Source organism: Streptomyces gilvus, from assembly GCF_022513565.1.
Classification (GTDB): domain Bacteria; phylum Actinomycetota; class Actinomycetes; order Streptomycetales; family Streptomycetaceae; genus Streptomyces; species Streptomyces gilvus.
Window position 1 is genome coordinate 713,921 of sequence record NZ_JAKWBE010000001.1, and the last position, 16,525, is coordinate 730,445.

Annotated in this window: 16 protein-coding genes and 1 riboswitch; of the genes, 13 read left to right on the forward strand and 3 right to left on the reverse strand. The window is 71.7% G+C overall.

Translation table 11 applies throughout. The features are described 5' to 3' along the window. Nucleotides 1-558 precede the first annotated feature (558 nt). The 10 genes from MKW14_RS03270 (at nt 559) to MKW14_RS03305 (ending at nt 10,922) form a co-directional block, all read left to right on the forward strand. Nucleotides 559-2,376: an ABC transporter ATP-binding protein gene (locus MKW14_RS03270; RefSeq protein ID WP_240858638.1), complete on the forward strand. Its 1,818-nt coding sequence runs from the start codon at nt 559-561 to the stop codon at nt 2,374-2,376. Nucleotides 2,377-2,763: 387 nt separating this feature from the next. Continuing rightward, nucleotides 2,764-2,874 (forward strand): putative leader peptide, encoded by a 111-nt coding sequence (locus MKW14_RS41475; protein ID WP_355756035.1) that lies wholly within the window; start codon nt 2,764-2,766, stop codon nt 2,872-2,874. 150 nt (nt 2,875-3,024) lie between these two features. Further along, the gene (locus tag MKW14_RS03275; RefSeq protein ID WP_240858639.1) at nt 3,025-3,888 is read left to right on the forward strand and encodes a glutathione S-transferase C-terminal domain-containing protein; all 864 of its coding nucleotides are present in this window, start codon (nt 3,025-3,027) and stop codon (nt 3,886-3,888) included. Nucleotides 3,889-3,954: 66 nt separating this feature from the next. Beyond that, nucleotides 3,955-4,064, forward strand: a riboswitch (SAM riboswitch). 324 nt (nt 4,065-4,388) lie between these two features. Beyond that, nucleotides 4,389-5,369: an amino acid ABC transporter permease gene (locus MKW14_RS03280; protein ID WP_240858640.1), complete on the forward strand. Its 981-nt coding sequence runs from the start codon at nt 4,389-4,391 to the stop codon at nt 5,367-5,369. Continuing rightward, nucleotides 5,366-6,163 (forward strand): amino acid ABC transporter ATP-binding protein, encoded by a 798-nt coding sequence (locus tag MKW14_RS03285; RefSeq protein WP_240858641.1) that lies wholly within the window; start codon nt 5,366-5,368, stop codon nt 6,161-6,163. The genes MKW14_RS03280 and MKW14_RS03285 overlap by 4 nt, the downstream gene beginning before the upstream one ends. Nucleotides 6,164-6,236: 73 nt before the next feature. Continuing rightward, nucleotides 6,237-7,265: a transporter substrate-binding domain-containing protein gene (locus tag MKW14_RS03290; RefSeq protein WP_240858644.1), complete on the forward strand. Its 1,029-nt coding sequence runs from the start codon at nt 6,237-6,239 to the stop codon at nt 7,263-7,265. 87 nt (nt 7,266-7,352) lie between these two features. Beyond that, entirely contained in the window at nt 7,353-8,078 is a 726-nt protein-coding gene (locus MKW14_RS03295) for a GNAT family N-acetyltransferase (protein WP_240858646.1), read from the forward strand. A 54-nt stretch (nt 8,079-8,132) separates the two neighbouring features. Further along, nucleotides 8,133-8,243, forward strand: coding sequence for a putative leader peptide (locus MKW14_RS41480; RefSeq protein WP_374116530.1), 111 nt, complete (start codon nt 8,133-8,135; stop codon nt 8,241-8,243). A 77-nt stretch (nt 8,244-8,320) separates the two neighbouring features. Then, nucleotides 8,321-9,529, forward strand: a complete 1,209-nt coding sequence (locus MKW14_RS03300) for an LLM class flavin-dependent oxidoreductase (protein ID WP_240858647.1) — start codon at nt 8,321-8,323, stop codon at nt 9,527-9,529. Between the two features lie 22 nt (nt 9,530-9,551). Next, nucleotides 9,552-10,922, forward strand: a complete 1,371-nt coding sequence (locus tag MKW14_RS03305; RefSeq protein ID WP_240858648.1) for an NtaA/DmoA family FMN-dependent monooxygenase — start codon at nt 9,552-9,554, stop codon at nt 10,920-10,922. 7 nt (nt 10,923-10,929) lie between these two features. Here the strand turns inward: MKW14_RS03305 and MKW14_RS03310 are convergent, their stop codons facing one another. Further along, a complete protein-coding gene (locus MKW14_RS03310; RefSeq protein ID WP_240858649.1) occupies nt 10,930-11,442 on the reverse strand; it encodes a hypothetical protein in 513 nt (170 codons plus the stop codon). Nucleotides 11,443-11,634: 192 nt separating this feature from the next. Between MKW14_RS03310 and MKW14_RS03315 the strand changes: the two genes are divergently transcribed. Continuing rightward, nucleotides 11,635-12,606: a cytochrome c oxidase assembly protein gene (locus MKW14_RS03315; protein WP_240858651.1), complete on the forward strand. Its 972-nt coding sequence runs from the start codon at nt 11,635-11,637 to the stop codon at nt 12,604-12,606. A gap of 61 nt (nt 12,607-12,667) precedes the next feature. After that, a complete protein-coding gene (locus MKW14_RS03320) occupies nt 12,668-12,802 on the forward strand; it encodes a WCX domain-containing protein (RefSeq protein WP_240858652.1) in 135 nt (44 codons plus the stop codon). A 121-nt stretch (nt 12,803-12,923) separates the two neighbouring features. On the opposite strand, the gene absR1 is transcribed toward MKW14_RS03320, so the two are convergent. Further along, nucleotides 12,924-14,009, reverse strand: a complete 1,086-nt coding sequence (absR1, locus tag MKW14_RS03325) for a beta-glucuronidase AbsR1 (protein ID WP_240858653.1) — start codon at nt 14,007-14,009, stop codon at nt 12,924-12,926. Nucleotides 14,010-14,105: 96 nt separating this feature from the next. Here absR1 and MKW14_RS03330 point away from each other — a divergent pair, with 96 nt between their 5' ends. Further along, on the forward strand, nt 14,106-15,941 hold the full coding sequence (locus MKW14_RS03330; protein ID WP_240858654.1) for a LuxR family transcriptional regulator AbsR2: 1,836 nt from the start codon (nt 14,106-14,108) through the stop codon (nt 15,939-15,941). A 75-nt stretch (nt 15,942-16,016) separates the two neighbouring features. Here MKW14_RS03330 and MKW14_RS03335 read toward each other — a convergent pair whose 3' ends face one another. Further along, nucleotides 16,017-16,505: a hypothetical protein gene (locus tag MKW14_RS03335; RefSeq protein ID WP_240858656.1), complete on the reverse strand. Its 489-nt coding sequence runs from the start codon at nt 16,503-16,505 to the stop codon at nt 16,017-16,019. Nucleotides 16,506-16,525: the final 20 nt, after the last annotated feature.

Consider the following 16,525-nt stretch of genomic DNA (forward strand, 5'->3'; position numbering starts at 1 on the left):
CCCTCTTGGCCACGGATGTGGCGAACCGCGGACAACCGGGCTCTGTGAGGAGGCACTCTGGAGCGAGTACCCGCCTCCGCGGTCGCATGCCTGCGCACGGGAACCCTCGGCAACATCGAATGCTGCGCGTCGTCCATCGACGTGCTCTGCTCCTCCGCGGCGAGCGACGCCATTGCGCTGGAGGCACGGGACCATGTTGTCAGGCAGTACCGCCGCGCGCTTCGCGAAGCCGCGGAGGACCTGGTCGCCATCGGCGTGGTGGCTCCACATGCCTCGCCTATGCCGGAGCAGGATCCTCGAGCATGTCCACAGCGTGGCATCGAGCAAGCGCTCCGCGGCGTCGGGTTCAGGGGCTCTGCAACTGGGGGTCAAGGGGTCGCATAGGTTCAAATCCTGTCGTCCCGACGGTGATGCACAGCGGGTCTGCCGATGACGGCAGGCCCGCTGTTTTTTCGATCCCCGCACGGGTCTGCCCGGAAAACGCTTGGACCGGATGGGTTTGTTCTTGGGACACTCCCATGCCTGACCTGCCCGCACTCGCGACCACTCAGGATCGGAATGGGATTAACCGATGCTCGCGCGGCCGCGCCGCGCAGGGGCTCCGTGCTCCTCGCCCTTCGTTACTACGGACGGGAGCTGTCCCGGCTGCGCCGGATGACGGTGCCCGCGCTGCTGCTGCCCGCCCTCGGCAACATCGGCCTCAACTACCTCGCGCCGCTGGTCGTCGCCAAGCTCGTCGCCCGTATCTCCGACGACCGCGGCATCGGGCTCGGCGCGACCCTGCCGTACGTTCTCGTCTTCGCCGGTGTGATGCTGCTCGCGGAGGGGGTGTGGCGTGTCGGGCTGCACTGCCTCAACCGGCTGGACGCCCTCGGCGTCGAGCACCTCTACGTCCTCGGCATGGACGAACTGTTCGCCAAGGACGCGGCGTTCTTCCACGACAACTTCGCCGGCGCGCTGACCAAGAGGGTGCTCAGCTTCGCCTCCCGCTTCGAGGAGTTCGCCGACACCCTCACCTTCAACATCGTGGGCAGCCTCGTACCGCTGCTGTTCGGCTCGGTGGTGCTGTGGCGCTACGAACCGTGGCTCGTCGTCGGGCTGCTGGTGATGATCGCGGTGACGGCGCTGGGCGTCGCGCCGCTCATCCGGCGCCGTCAGGCCATCGTCGACCAGCGCGAGGAGGCGATCGCCCGGGTGTCGGGCCATGTCGCCGACAGCCTGATGAACATGGAGACGGTCCGCGCCTTCGCCGCCGAGCGGCGCGAGGCCGCCGAGCACCGCAGGCGGGTCGCCCACTCGCGCCGGCTCATGCTCAGGTCGTGGGACTACGGCAATCTGCGCATCGACACCCTGGTCGCGCCGATGTCCGTCCTGACCAATGTGCTGGGCCTGTTGCTCGCGGTCGCGCTCGGCGGGGGCGGACACGGCGTGGAGGCGGTCGTGGTCGCCTTCACGTACTACACCAACGCCACCAAGATCATGTTCGACTTCAACCAGATCTACCGCCGGCTGGAGAGCTCGATGACGGAGGCCGCGCAGTTCACCGAGCTGCTGCTGGTCCCGCCCACCGTCCTCGACCCGGCGTCCCCCGAGCCGCTGCTGCCGGGACCGGCCGACGTCCGCTTCGAACGGGTGGACTTCACCCACGGCGGCGGCGAACCGCTCTTCAAGGGCCTCGACCTGGCCGTGCCCAACGGCACGAAGATCGGGCTGGTCGGCCGTTCCGGCGGGGGCAAGACCACGCTGACCCGGCTGCTGCTGCGGATGATGGACATCGACGCGGGCCGCATCCTGATCGGCGGCCAGGACATCAGCCGGATGCGGCAGGCTGACCTGCGCGGCCTGATCGCGTACGTGCCGCAGGACCCGGCGATGTTCCACCGCACCCTGCGGGAGAACATCGCCTTCGCCCGGCCGGACGCCACCGACGCCGAGATCCGCCGCGCGGCCCGGGCGGCGCACGTCACGGAGTTCGCCGACGCGCTGCCGGACGGCTTCGACACCATGGTCGGCGAACGGGGCGTGAAGCTCTCCGGAGGCCAGCGCCAACGCGTCGCGCTGGCCCGGGCGATCCTGCGGGACGCCCCGATCCTGCTCCTCGACGAGGCGACCAGCGCGCTGGACTCCGAGAGCGAGATCCTCGTCCAGGAAGCGCTGTGGCGGCTGATGGAGGGGCGGACCGCGCTGGTGGTCGCGCACCGGCTGAGCACCGTCGCCGGCATGGACCAGCTCGTCGTCCTGGACCGCGGCCGGATCGTCGAGCAGGGCACCCACCAGGAACTCCTCGCCTCCGCCGGCGCCTACGCCAAGCTCTGGCAGCACCAGTCCGGCGGCTTCCTGACGGACGACAGCCCGGCGGGCGCCGACCTGCACTGAACCCGGTCCGGGCGGCACCCCGCCCGCCGGGCACCCCGGCCGCACTGCGACGACCCCGGTCGTTCTGACCTCACCACGGACCGGGAGGCGGCCGTCCATGGCGACGACGTCCGCCGTCTTCCGGGCGCACGGCTGCCGGCCCGCATCGGCTCGCGGCTGCTGTCTGAACTCCGTCGGCCGGCCGGCGGCTTGGTGGGCGATGACGGTCCGGCCGGTGCCGAACGGACAGCGCCGGGCAGGTCCACCAAGCTTGTCGACACCGCTCATCTCCGCTGACCTCACCGGGAAAGTCCACCGGGGCGTCCGCGATGCGGGACGCCCCTCTTGACGTGGTTCGCGGTCGGATCGACACTCACTGAGGGAATCCTAGTGAATAGGTAGGGAAACATGAGGCGCCTTGAACCGGTCACCGTCCGCGTGGTCCGTTCGCCTCTTCTGACCTCCCGCCGCCACATCGATCTGCTGCGCGTCTGCAGCGCGATCAGGCCCCAGGGCTGAGCCGCGGCCCTTCCCGCGTCGGAACCGGCCCCCTCGGGGGTGCCCCCCTCCGGCGCTCACGGGTGAGCCCTGTTCCCAGGACCGCCGCCCCATTCCCGCCCGACGTCGCTTCCGCCGCACGTACGTCCGCGCCCGCTCCCGGGGAGAGTCATGACCATCGCACCCCTGGCCGCCCACGCCACCGACCGACCCGCGCCCGCCTTCCGGGGGCGCATCGGCCGGGACGCGCGCAGCGGCCACTACGCCGTTCCGGGCCGCTACCGGCTCCATCTGTCGACCGCCTGTCCCGACGGCCTGCGCATCGCCGTCACCCACAGACTGCTCGGCCTGGACACCGTCTGTCCGGTGACCCACCTGCCCGCCGTGCCCGACTGCCCCGACGGCGGCCACTCGGCCCTGCGGCCGCTGTACGAGGCCAGCGCCCACCGCTACCGCGGACCAGCCGTGGGACCGGTGCTGAGCGACGACTGGTCCGGACGGATCGTCAGCACCCACGCCCCGGACATCATCCGCGACCTCGCCCGCCGTTTCTCCACCACCGGGACCTCCCTCCACCCGTGCGGCGCCGAGTCGGAGATCGAGGCCGTGGAGCGGATGTGCCGGGAGGGGATCGAGGAGGCGGCACAGCGAGCCGGGTCGGCCGGCGAGGACGCGGTGGTATGTGACACAGCACTGACCACCCTGCTCGACACCCTCGGCGCCCTCGACCGCTGGCTCACCGGCCGCACCTACCTGATCCGCGACGAAGTCACCGCGGCCGACGTCGAGTTGTGGGCCGCGCTGGTCCAGCTCGACACCGTGCACCGCAACCACCTGGACGTTGTCGCCGTCCAGCGCATCGCCGACCATCCCACCCTGTGGGCCTACGCCCGCCGGCTCGCCGCCCACCCGGCGTTCGGCGGCCACCTCGACCTCGACGGCATCGAACGCCGTCACCGCGCCCACTGCCAGGGCCTGGAGGCCGCCGGAGCGGCCGTGCGGATCCTGGACTGGGCGGCCCACACCAGCCGTTAGCCGTTCCACCTGGTGGACCGGCGTTGACATTCGTTCGGGCAGTTGTCTTAACTTACGGCTCAGAACGGTCATGAGCGTCAGCGACAAGCCCTGGCTAGCTGACCGGCAACCCTCGCTCCGCGGTGGGGTGCCCCAGGTGACGACCGGACCGGATGACGTTTCGGTAAGCGCGAGGCCCACCAGGGCCGGAACAGTGACGGTGACGCCATGTACGCAGCTCCCAGGACGGCGACGCGCCGCCCCCAGGGCTGCGTACGGCCGTACCCGAACCCTCTCGTCGCCGATCGCACCGTCGATCTGCTCCGCGTGAACAGCGCACTGTGTACCGCATCGGGCCGTGCCCGCTGTCGGGGCTGACCTCTCCCCGCAGCCCCCGCATCCCCTGACGAACACCGCGACGCGGTGTGCCGTCGTCCTTCCCGCCCCCGGTACCCCGCTGTCGCGTCCGCCGCCGCATGCCGCCGCGCCGTCCGGGGTGTCCGACCCAGCCGGAGCCCACCATGAGTGAACCCCCTGGCGCCACCGCAACCCTCGCGCCGACCTCCGCCGCCGACGAACCGTCAAAAACCCTCACCGCCCAGCGAGTTCTGCCGCTGCGGCGCCCCGGACGCTGGATCGCCACCGCGGTCGTGCTCGTCCTGGTCGCCCAGTTCGTGCACGGGCTGGTGACCAACCCGTTCTACCAGTGGGACCGCTGGGGCTACTGGTTCCTGCGCCCCACCATCCTCGACGGCCTGGTGATCACCCTCGAAGTCACCGCCTACAGCGCGGTGTTGGGCCTCCTCGGCGGCATCCTGCTCGCCCTGGCCCGGCTGTCGAGGAGTCCGGTGCTGCGCGCGGTCAGCTGGACGTACATCTGGGCCCTGCGCTCCGTCCCGCTCATCGTGGTGCTGATCTTCCTCTACAACTTCAGCGCCCTGTACAAGACGTTGAGCGTCGGCATTCCCTTCGGCCCGTCCTTCTTCTCCTTCGACGAGTCGAGACTCGCCACCGACATGGTCGTCGCCGTCGTCGGCCTCAGCCTCAACGAGGCCGCCTACGCGGCCGAGGTCGTCCGCGGCGGCATCCTCTCCGTCGACCAGGGCCAGCACGAGGCGGCCGCCGCCCTCGGACTGCCGAAGAGCTACCAGTTCCGGAAGATCGTCTTTCCGCAGGCGCTGCGCTCGATCATCCCGAACTACGTCAACCAGCTCATCGGCCTGATCAAGGGCACCTCGCTGGTCTTCTACGTCTCCCTGCTCGACCTGTTCGGCTCCGCGCAGACCATGGGCTCCACCTACCCCGGCGACATCGTGCCGCTGCTGCTGGTCGTCACCGTCTGGTACCTGATCCTGACCAGCGTCGTCTCCGTCATCCAGTTCTACGTCGAGCGGCACTACGCCCGCGGTGCCACCCGCAGCCTGCCGCCGACACCGCTGCAGAAGCTCCGCACCGGGCTCACCGACCTGCGGGCCCGCATCCGCCGGGAGGCCGCCGTATGACCGCCAAGACGCTCGGAGCCCTGGCGGACGTCGAGGCCGCCACCGTCGAGGTCCACGACGTGCACAAGTGGTACGGCACCCACCGGGTGCTGGACGGCGTCGACCTGACCGTCCGCCCCGGCGAGGTCACCGTGATCCTCGGCCCCTCCGGTTCCGGCAAGTCCACCCTGTTGCGGGTCATCAACCACCTGGAGAAGCCCGAGATCGGCTACGTCAGCATCAACGGCGAACCGATCGGCGTGAAGCGGCAGGGCGAGAGGCTCAAGGAGCTGAGCGAGCGCGCCATCCTCACCCAGCGCGGACGGATCGGCTTCGTCTTCCAGAACTTCAACCTCTTCCCCCACCTCACCGTCCTGGACAACGTGGCCGCCGCCCCGGTCGCCACCGGCAGACTCGGCAGGACCGAGGCCCAGGAGCTGGCCCGCGAGTTGCTCGGCCGGGTCGGTCTCGCCGACAAGACCGCCGCCTACCCCCGCCAGCTGTCCGGCGGCCAGCAGCAGCGCGTCGCCATCGCCCGCGCCCTCGCGCTGCGCCCCGGCGTCATCCTCTTCGACGAGCCCACCTCCGCCCTCGACCCCGAACTCGTCGGCGAGGTGCTCGCCGTCATCAAGGACCTGGCGACCAGCGGCACCACCCTCGTCATCGTCACCCACGAGATCGGCTTCGCCCGCGAGATCGCCGACCGGGTCGTCTTCATCGACGGCGGCCGGATCGTCGAGCAGGGCCCGCCCTCCGAGGTCCTCGACAACCCGCGGCACGAGCGGACCAGGGACTTCCTCAGCAAGGTCCTCTGACCCGCCGGACCCGCCGCACCCCTCAGACCTCCCCCCACGCCTCTCTCATCACCTCCAGCGACAAGGAACGGCCATGCCCACCCAGTTCACCCGACGCAGCCTGATACGCGGCATCACCGCGGCGACCGCCGTCGCCTCCCTGGCCACCGGGCTCGCCGCCTGCGGTGGCAACAGCGACGCGGCCACCTCCACCCAGGCCGCCGCCAAGACCGGCGAGGTCGTCGTCGGCCAGGTCTCCAACGGCGCCGCCCAGCAGACCTCCATCAAGGTCTCCGAGGTCAAGTCCATCAGCGCCGAACTGCCCGCCGCCGTCAAGAAGAGCGGCAAGCTGGAGATCGGCATCGGCGCCCTGCCGGCCGGCTTCCCGCCGCTGGCCTACGTGGGCAGCGACCAGAAGACCCTCACCGGCGCCGAACCCGACTTCGGCCGCCTGGTCGCCGCGGTCCTCGGCCTCCAGCCGGAGGTGAAGAACTCCACCTGGGAGAACCTCTTCGTCGGCATCGACAGCGGCAAGGTCGACGTGGCCTTCTCCAACGTCACCGACACCGAGGAGCGCAAGAAGAAGTACGAGTTCGCCTCCTACCGGCAGGACAACCTCGCCTTCACCGTGCCGAAGAAGAGCACCTGGAACTTCGACGGCACCTACGAGAACCTCGCCGGCAAGACGGTCTCCGTGGGCTCCGGCACCAACCAGGAGAAGATCCTCCTGGAGTGGAAGGCCAAGCTGGCCAAGGAGGGCAAGAAGCTCACCGTCAAGTACTTCCAGGACAGCAACAGCGTCTACCTGGCCCTGTCCAGCGGCAAGATCGACGCCTACTTCGGGCCCAACCCCGGCATCGCGTACCACAACCGCCAGGTCGCGAACACGCCCAACGCCACGCGGACGGCGGGCACTTACTCCGGTGCGGGCGCGAGCCTGCAGGGTCTGATCGCGGCCACCGCGAAGAAGGGCAGCGGCCTGGCCAAGCCGCTCGCGGACGCCATCAACTACCTGATCAAGAACGGTCAGTACGCCGAGTGGCTCAAGGCCTACAACCTCTCCAACGAGGCCGTCGCCAAGTCCGAGGTCAACCCGCCCGGACTGCCGCTCGACAACTCCTGACCGCCGCGCCCCGGGGACTCCGCCGCCGCCCCGCGGCGGAGTCCCCGCACCGGACCCCCCGAGCCGCACACCGGAGACCGCCACACCATGTCCGTCATCACCCTCGACGCCCACTCCTCGCACCTCCTGGACAACCCCGCCTGGGCCGCGCTCACCGGCCCGCACGCCCGCTTCGCCGAGCGTGTCGGCCACGCCGTCCGCTACCGGCCGGACGTGGCCCCTTTCCACGCCCTCTCCGACGAGGACGACCCGCGCGCCTGGGCCGACCTCGCCGCACTCGTCGGCCCCGGCGGCACCGCCGCGGTACGGGGCGTGACCGAGGCGGCGGAGGGCTGGGAGGTCGTACGCACCGGGCACGGCGTCCAGCTCGTCGACACCCACCTGCGCGCCGAGCCCGACCCCGAGGCCGTACGACTCGGGCCCGACGACGTGCCCGAGATCCTCGACCTGGTCGCCCGCACCGAGCCGGGCCCCTATCTGCCCCGCACCGTCGAACTGGGCACCTACCTCGGCATCCGCCACGAGGGCCGGCTGATCGCCCTGGCCGGCGAGCGGCTGCACCCGCCGGGCTGGACGGAGATCAGCGCCGTGTGCACCGACCCCGCCCACCGCGGCCGGGGCCTGGCCACCCGTCTGGTCCGCGCCGTCGCCGCCGGCATCAAGGAGCGCGGCGAACGCCCCTTCCTGCACGCCGCGGCCACCAACGTGAACGCGATCCGGCTGTACGAGTCGATCGGGTTCACCCTGCGCCGCCGTACCGTCTTCTCGCTCGTCCGGCACACCGGGGCCGCCGCGCTGGAAGAAACGGCATAGCCGTGCCGTTGTCCTTGTCGAGCGTGATGTGTCAAGCGTGACGTGTCGAGCGTGATGTACCGAGCGGAGGTGGTCCGAGTGACACGTGTCCTGCGTGCCGTCCGCCTCCACTCCCGGCCCCACATCGACCTCCAGCGCGTGGCCGGCTCCCTCTGTAGCTCCTGACCCCGTTTCCCCAGCCGCCGTGCGCCCCGACTCCCGCGGGCCGGCGATCGCGTACGGACCTCCAGGAAGGCACCCTCGTGTCCGCAACTCCCGCTTCTCCTCTGCACCTCGCCGTCGCCCTCGACGGCACCGGCTGGCATCCCGCCTCCTGGCGTGAGCAAGTCGCCCGTCCCCGGGACCTGTTCACCGCCGGCTACTGGGCCGACCTGGTCGCCGAGGCCGAACGCGGCCTGCTCGACTTCGTCACCTTCGAGGACGGCCTGGGCCTGCAGTCCTCCAACTACGGCGAACCGGACGGTCGCACCGACCAGGTGCGCGGCCGCCTCGACGCCGTACTCACCGCCTCCCGCATCGCACCCCTGACCCGGCACATCGGTCTGGTCCCGACCGTGATCGCCACCCACACGGAGCCGTTCCACATCTCCAAGGCGATCGCCACCCTCGACTACGTCAGCACCGGCCGCGCGGGTCTGCGGGTGCAGATCTCCGCCCGGCCGCACGAGGCCGACCACTTCGGCCGCCGCACCTTCCCGCCGATCAGCCTGGAGGAGCTGCGGACCCCGGCCGGACAGGAGCGGCTGACCGACCTCTTCGACGAGGCCGCCGACCACGTCGAGGTCGTGCGCCGGCTCTGGGACAGCTGGGAGGACGACGCCGAGATCCGTGACGTCGCCACCGGCCGCTTCGTCGACCGCGACAAGCTGCACTACATCGACTTCGAGGGCAGGCACTTCAGCGTCAAGGGCCCCTCCATCACCCCGCGCCCGCCGCAGGGCCAGCCGCTGGTCACCGCCCTCGCCCACCAGAGCGTGCCCTACCGGCTGGTGGCCCGCCAGGCCGACGTCGGCTACGTCACCCCGCAGGACGCCGGGGACGCACGGGCGATCGTCGCCGAGATCCGCGCCGAGCAGGAAGCGGCCGGACGCGCCGGTGAACTCGTGCACGTCTTCGGCGACTTGGTGGTCTTCCTGGACGACGAGCAGGCCGCCGCGGAGGACCGCCGCGCACGTCTCGACGCCCTCGCGGGGGAGCCGTACACCAGCGACGCCCGTGTCTTCGCCGGTACGCCCGCCCAACTCGCTGATTTGTTGGAGGAGTTCGCGGCGGAGGGCCTGACGGGATTCCGGCTGCGGCCCGCCGTCGCCGGGCACGACCTGCCCGCCGTCACCCGCGGCCTGGTCCCCGAACTCCAGCGCCGGGGCCTGTTCCGCACCGCCTACGAGGCCGACACCCTGCGCGGCCTGCTGGGCCTCGCCCGCCCCGCCAACCGCTACGCCGCCGCCTGAGCCGGAAGGAACCGCAAAGATCATGAGCAAGCCGCTGAAGCAGATCCATCTGGCCGCGCACTTCCCGGGCGTCAACAACACCACCGTGTGGAGCGACCCGCGGGCCGGCAGCCACATCGAGTTCAGCTCCTTCGCGCACTTCGCGCGGACCGCCGAACGAGCGAAGTTCGACTTCCTGTTCCTCGCCGAGGGCCTGCGCCTGCGCGAACAGGGCGGGAAGATCTACGACTTGGACGTGGTCGGCCGCCCCGACACCTTCACCGTCCTCGCCGCTCTCGCCGCCGTCACCGAGCACCTCGGGCTGACCGGCACCATCAACTCCACCTTCAACGAGCCCTACGAGGTGGCCCGCCAGTTCGCCAGCCTCGACCACCTCTCCGGCGGCCGCTCCGCCTGGAACGTCGTCACTTCCTGGGACGCCTTCACCGGCGAGAACTTCCGCCGCGGCGGCTTCCTCCCGCAGACGGAGCGCTACTCCCGCGCCAAGGAGTTCCTGGCCACCGCGAACGAACTCTTCGACTCCTGGCACGGCGACGAGATCGTCGCCGACCAGGCCACCGGCGTCTTCCTGCGGGACGCGAAGGCCGGCTCCTTCGTGCACACGGGTCAGCACTTCGACATCCACGGCCAGTTCAACGTCCCGCGCTCCCCGCAGGGCCGTCCCGTCATCTTCCAGGCCGGTGACTCCGAGGAGGGCCGCGAGTTCGCCGCCTCCTCCGCCGACGCCATCTTCAGCCGGTACGCCACCCTGACCGATGGCCAGGCCTTCTACACGGACGTCAAGAACCGTCTCGCCAAGTACGGCCGCCGCCATGACCAGTTGCTGATCCTGCCCGCCGCCTCCTTCGCGCTCGCCGACACCGACGCCGAGGCGGAGGAACTCGCCAGGGAGGTGCGCCGCCAGCAGGTCAGCGGGGCCACCGCCATCAAGCACCTGGAGTTCGTCTGGAACCGGGACCTGTCCTCCTACGACCCGGAGGGCCCGCTGCCCGACATCGACCCGGACGTCAGCGACGACCACATCTCCAAGGGCCGCGCCCAGGTGCGGATGTACCGCGACCCGCTGGCCACCGCCCGCGAGTGGCGCGAACTGGCCGCCGCCAACAACTGGTCCATCCGCGACCTGGTCATCAACACCGGCACCCGGCAGACCTTCGTCGGTTCCCCGGCGACCATCGCCAGGACCATCAACGACTACGTCCAGGCCGACGCCAGCGACGGGTTCATCCTCGTCCCGCACATCACCCCCGGCGGCCTGGACGACTTCGCCGACAAGGTCGTCCCGCTGCTGCAGGAACAGGGCGTCTTCCGCACCGAGTACGAGGGTCCCACCCTGCGCCACCACCTCGGGCTCGCACACCCCGACGCCGTCGACGACCGGGTGGCCTCGTGAGAGGCGGTCAGCAGCCGGTGCCGGCCGGGACGAACCGCACGGGCGCGTGGTCCCCGGCGTCCAGCACCTGACCGTAGGTCTGCCGGTCGACCTCGTACCAGACGTCGTCCTGCGTCCTGACGCCGTCGACGTCGTCCAGGCTCACGCACCACCGCTCCTGGCGGACGACCCGCCGGTACCTCTCCGTGCCCTTCCGGACCTGCGTACAGCTCTGGTAGTGCTCGGTGGTGTACCAGACGCGGGTCGTCCGGTGGGTGCCGCTGCCCGACCGTGAGGTGTGCCGGACCTGCCTGGTGGCGGGCCGGCACCTCCGGACGAGATGGGGGCGGGTGGCGTAGACGGTCTTCCGGGAGACGTGGCGGACGGTGTCCTTCAGGCCCCGGACGCCGTCCGGGCTCGCCTGGGCCGCCTTGGCGGCACCGCTCTGCCCGGAGTCGCCGGACCCGCCCCCGCACGCCGCGAGCCCCGCCACGAGCAGTGCCGTCACTCCGGCGACCAGCAGCCGACGCGCGTCGATCATCTCTCCCCCTGAGGCCGGCGGTCAGCGTAGTCGATCCCTGGCCTGAACCTCCCCCTTTGCGATTCTCGGTAAGGACTCGGCAAGAGATCGGTATGACGACCGGCCCCGCACCGGCCGCCGTCCGCCCGGCCCTCCACGCACGGCGTAGAGTCCCTGGCCGGGTCTGGTCGGATGCCGTGGAGGGAGTGCGCGATGTCGAGCCCACCGGAGCTCACCGTGGGACGGCTGCTGTCCTCATGGCAACTCGACGTGCCCGCCCTGCTGGTCGTGGCCCTGCTCGGCGGTCTGTACGGCTGGGGCGTACTGCGGTTGCGGAGGCGGGGCGAGCACTGGCCGGCGGCGCGACTCGCCGCGTTCGTGCTGCTCGGCCTCGGCACGCTCGTCGTGGCCACGATGTCGGCCCTCGCCGTGTACGACCACGTGCTGTTCTGGCCGGCGGCGGTGCAGAACATCCTCCTGGACCTGGTCGCACCGCTCGGCCTGGCGCTCGGCGACCCGCTGCGCCTGGCCGTCGACGCCCTGCCCGAGCCGTCCGCCGCTCGCCTGCGGCGCGCGATGACCGGGCGCGTGGTCCGCCTGCTCACCTTCCCGCTGGTCAGCACCGCCCTCGTGCTGGTCACCGAACTGACGGTGTACTTCACGCCGTACTTCGAGACCGCCCTGCGCGACAACTGGCTGCACCAGCTGATGTACCTCCACCTGCTGCTCGCCGGCAGCCTGTTCGTCGTGCCGGTGCTCACCCGCGAGGAGACGCTGCCCGCGTGGTGCACCCACCCCGTGCGGGCGGCGCTGGTCTTCCTCGACGGGATCGTCGACGCCGTACCGGGCATCGTGGTGATGACCCACGGCACCCTCATCGCCGGCGCCTGGTACCTGCACCACGCCCCGGCCTGGTCACCCGACGTCCAGCAGGACCAGCAGGTCGGCGGCGGCGCGATGATCAGCATCGCCGAACTCGTGGCGCTGCCCTTCCTCCTCGCGATCCTCGTCCAGTGGTTCCGCACGGAACGCGCCGAGACGGTGGCACTGGACCGCCGCCTGGCCACGGAGCTGATCCCGGCGGCGCCCACCGAGTCGGCCGACCCGTCGCCGGATCTCGTACGCCCCTGGTGGGAGACCGAGAACAGCGCGGTCGCCGAACGCATCCGCCAGCAACGGCCCTGACCCCCGCGGGCGGGCCACCGCCCAGGCCGATCACTCCGCCCAGTCGAGCTGATGCTCCGGCGTGCCCAACACCCTCCCTCGCCGCCTCCTGCCCTTCGGCCCGGACGCCGAGGTCCTCGAACCCGCATCCGTCCGAAGCCGGTTGGCCGAGACGGCCCGTGCCACGGCGGCCCGCTGCCCTGCTGGCCTCCCGTGACCGCCACCCAATGACGATGTGGGCCGGAGGCACATCTCCCTCCCCCGAAGGTGATGTGCCTCCGACCTTCCCCCGGCGCCGGACAGTGGTCCAGCTACCGCGTGGGGCGGGTCGTGTGCCGTCACCAGCACATGACCGCTGTTTCCCCCGGACCCCACGCGGAGTACAGACGGACTCGGACGTAGTAGCGGCGGCCCTTGACGAGGCGGGCCCTGATCGTGGCGTTGTGCGGTTCCCCGCCGTCGTCCCGGCCGGCGAGGTAGCGGGGTTCACCGTCCCGCTCCTCGAAGACCACCAGGACGGTGTCGCTCGCGCCGAACGCGCCCACGGTGTACTCGCGGGTCTCCGGCGGATCGATCGAGAAGTCGGCCTGCTCGCCCGGCCCGAGACCCAGCGGCACGGACCGGAACGGCACCAGGGCCGGCGGTTGCCGCGTGCCGGTGGGCGGGTACCAGCGCAGGGCGAACTCCTTGTCGGCCGGCGACAGCGTGCCCGGCGGGTGCAGACCGCCGCGGAACTGCTCCGGCTCCAGGATCAGCCCGTCCGGGAACGGATACTCCATGATCGACTGCGGGTCCCAGACGGAGCCGTTGGCCTCGTCCGGGTCCAGCTTGCGCAGGATGTTGAAGTACGTCCGGTCCCGGCCCCAGAAGTTCGGCGGGCCCGCGAGATCCGCGTACACGGCCTCGTCGTCCCAGTGGATGCCGGCGAACGGGCTCTGGTGCTCGTGCAGCATCCCCAGCGCGTGTCCGATCTCGTGCAGCGCCGTCCCGCGCTCCCCGGGCGCGGTCAGGTCCCAGCCGAAGTTCATGGTCCGCTCGTGCTGCCCGGCCCGCAACGCGTCCCGGCCCACCGCCGACCAGGAGCCGTCACCGAGCTGGAAGCCGATCCGCAGTTCGGCCTCCGAGCGGTCGCCGACCTCGGTGAAGGTGATGCCGATGCCGAGGTCCCGCCACTCCTGGAAGCACGCGCGCACCACGTCCCGCTGCCGCGAGGTGCCGACCCACGACACCCGGCGCACCGACCCGGTCCCGGGTACGGGAATGACCGACGCGTCGTTGTCGCCGTCGAAGAAGCAGTAGTGCAGGACCGTGCCGTTGACCCACATCCGGTGTCCCGAGACGAGCGCACTGAGCCGCTCGGCGGTCAGCCCCGGGGTGAAGGCGGGGGCCGACTGCGGCGCGAGGCTGCAGTAGCGTCCGGTCATGCCGAACAGACTGCCGTGAGCAGGGTCACAGGCGCCTGAGTCGGGGTCTACTCAAGTCACCCTGTATCAGGGTTGAGTACCCGCGCTCATACTCCCGTGACGACCTTCGAACGCGACGCGAAGACCCTCGAACTGCCCTGGCGGTTCACCGGGCGCGAGGACGAGCTTGAGCTGATCCGCCGCGCCCTCACCGCCGGCCACCTCGGCATCGTGGTCACCGGCCCGGCGGGCTGCGGCAAGACCCGGCTGGTCACCGAGGCGGTCCGGGGCAGCGACCGGGCCCGCGCGGCCGGCACGCCCGGGACCCGGCACATCCCCTTCGCCGCGTTCGCCCACCTGCTGCCCGAGACGGTCTCCCTGCACCGCGCGGTCCAACTCCTATCCGGCGTACGGCTGCTGCTGATCGACGACGCCCATCTCCTGGACGACGCCTCGGCCGCCCTCGTCCACCAGCTCGCCGTGCACGGCCGTACCCGGCTGATCGTCGTCGCCGCGGACGACGTCCCCTGCCCCGGTGCCGTCTCCCGCCTGTGGACCGGCGAGCTGCTGCCCCGCCTCGCCCTGGAACCGCTGCCCCGTGAGGACACCGAGCAACTCCTCGCGGCCGGCGTCGGCGGCCCCCTGGAGCCACTGACCCTCAACCGCCTGCTGCACCTGTCCCGGGGCGATCCGCGTCTGCTCCGCGACCTGGCCGACGCCCTGCGCGAACGCGGCCTGCTCACCCGCTGCCCGGAGACGGACCAGTGGACCTGGCGCGGCCCGCTCCCGCTGACGGCGACCGTCCGCGAGCGCGGCGCGCGGCTGCTGGACCACCCCCAGGGCGGGGCTCTCACCCGGCTGGCCTTCTCGGAGCCTCTGCCGCTCGCGGTGGACGACTTCGACCTCGGAGAGCTCGGGGACCTCGAAGCCCTGGAGGCCGATCATCTGATCCGCATCGACGACGACGGCGCCGTGCGCCTCGCCCGCCCTCTGCACGGCCCGGTGCTGCGGGCCGCGGCAGGCAGGCTGCGGGCCAGGCGCCTGGCCCGAACGCCGGAGCAGTGCGCGCCGGCGCTCGCCGCGGAGCGGGCGGCGTTGACGCGGGGGATCGAACAGACCGATGTGCGCGCGCTGCCGGCACCCGTGGGGGAGTGGCTCGCCCAGGAGGGCGTGCCGGTGCCGGCCGGCCACGCGGCCGTACGCGCGCGGTTCTCGCGGCTTCGGGGGGAGCTGCGGGAGGCGGCGGCCTGGGCGAGGGAGGGACTGCGGGAGGCGCCGGGCGACGTTTCCTGCCGTACCGAACTCGCCCTGGCCGCCGCGCAGTCGGGGGACACGGCCACCGCCGAGCGGGCCCTGGCGGGCCTGCCGGCCCTGGACGGGGCCGCCGCCTGGCTGGCGGTGGCCAGGGGGGACGTGGAGGGGGCGGCCCTTGAGGCGTTCGGCGCTGAGGACGCCTACGGCCTCTACGACGCCGTCCGGCTCGGCGTCCCGGAGAAGGTCGCCGACCGCCTTCCGGCCGGTGGGGTGTTCGCCCTGCACGCGCAGGCGCTGGCGCAGGCCGACGGACCGGGACTCGACCGCGCGGCCGAGGTGCTGGAGGAGCGCGGCTTCCTGCTCTTCGCCGCGGAGGCGCGGGCCCAGGCGGTACGGGCCCACCGCGACCCGCACGCCGCGCGCACGTCACGCACGCGTGCCGTCGCCCTGGCCCGCCGCTGCCAGGGGGCGCGCACCCCGGCCCTGTCCGGCCTGGTCCTGGGCGAACTGACCGCCCGTCAGCGGCAGATCGTCGCACTCGCGGCGGCGGGCCTGAGCAACCGTCAGATCGCCGAGCGCCTGACCCTGTCCGTCCGCACGGTCGGCAACCACCTCTACGGCGCCTACGCCCGCCTCGGCGCGAACGACCGCTCGGCCCTTCCCTGGCTCATGGACCTCCCCGACACGGAGACGGCCTGAGCCCCCCGAACAGGCGGTCTGACCCCCGGTATTCGGGGGAGGGGTCAGGCCGCCCCCTCATGCCCCGGCACGTCGTCAGGAGTACGTCCAGCGCCAGGCGTTGGACCGGTACTCGCAGGTGATCGATTCACCGCCCGCCGTCGTCGTGACGGCGCCGTGGTCACTGTTGCGGCAGAACTGCCCGGCCGAGTAGCAGTTCCCCGCGTTGGACACGATGGAGCACGTACCCGTGCTGCCCTGATCCCCGCCGCCCGTGTCGGCGGACTTGACGGTGGTGGCGGTCCTGGTGACGGTGACCGTGGGAGCGGGCTTCGCCTTGGCGGTGACGGTCTCGGTGACCGTGGGCGCGGGTTCGGGGGCGGCCGTCACGGTCGCGGTGACGGTCGTCGCCGGCTTGACCTTGGCCACTACGGGCTGCTGGCCGCCGTCCCCGGCGGAGGTCACGAGCGCACCCGCCAGCAACAGCCCCGCGCCGCCGAACCAGACCCGCTTGCGCTTGCGGAGCGGACGGGTGTCGGGCGGGCGGGGCGCCGGCGGTATGGGTGCGGTGTACGGGTTGGTCATCTCGTCCCCCTGGTTGTTCG

Coding starts and splice junctions, on each gene's coding strand:
- MKW14_RS03270 (WP_240858638.1), top strand. CDS start 559: ATGGGATTAACCGATGCTCGCGCGGCCGCGCCGCGCAGGGGCTCCGTG.
- MKW14_RS41475 (WP_355756035.1), top strand. CDS start 2,764: ATGAGGCGCCTTGAACCGGTCACCGTCCGCGTGGTCCGTTCGCCTCTT.
- MKW14_RS03275 (WP_240858639.1), top strand. CDS start 3,025: ATGACCATCGCACCCCTGGCCGCCCACGCCACCGACCGACCCGCGCCC.
- MKW14_RS03280 (WP_240858640.1), top strand. CDS start 4,389: ATGAGTGAACCCCCTGGCGCCACCGCAACCCTCGCGCCGACCTCCGCC.
- MKW14_RS03285 (WP_240858641.1), top strand. CDS start 5,366: ATGACCGCCAAGACGCTCGGAGCCCTGGCGGACGTCGAGGCCGCCACC.
- MKW14_RS03290 (WP_240858644.1), top strand. CDS start 6,237: ATGCCCACCCAGTTCACCCGACGCAGCCTGATACGCGGCATCACCGCG.
- MKW14_RS03295 (WP_240858646.1), top strand. CDS start 7,353: ATGTCCGTCATCACCCTCGACGCCCACTCCTCGCACCTCCTGGACAAC.
- MKW14_RS41480 (WP_374116530.1), top strand. CDS start 8,133: ATGTACCGAGCGGAGGTGGTCCGAGTGACACGTGTCCTGCGTGCCGTC.
- MKW14_RS03305 (WP_240858648.1), top strand. CDS start 9,552: ATGAGCAAGCCGCTGAAGCAGATCCATCTGGCCGCGCACTTCCCGGGC.
- MKW14_RS03310 (WP_240858649.1), bottom strand. CDS start 11,442: ATGATCGACGCGCGTCGGCTGCTGGTCGCCGGAGTGACGGCACTGCTC.
- MKW14_RS03315 (WP_240858651.1), top strand. CDS start 11,635: ATGTCGAGCCCACCGGAGCTCACCGTGGGACGGCTGCTGTCCTCATGG.
- absR1 (WP_240858653.1), bottom strand. CDS start 14,009: ATGACCGGACGCTACTGCAGCCTCGCGCCGCAGTCGGCCCCCGCCTTC.
- MKW14_RS03335 (WP_240858656.1), bottom strand. CDS start 16,505: ATGACCAACCCGTACACCGCACCCATACCGCCGGCGCCCCGCCCGCCC.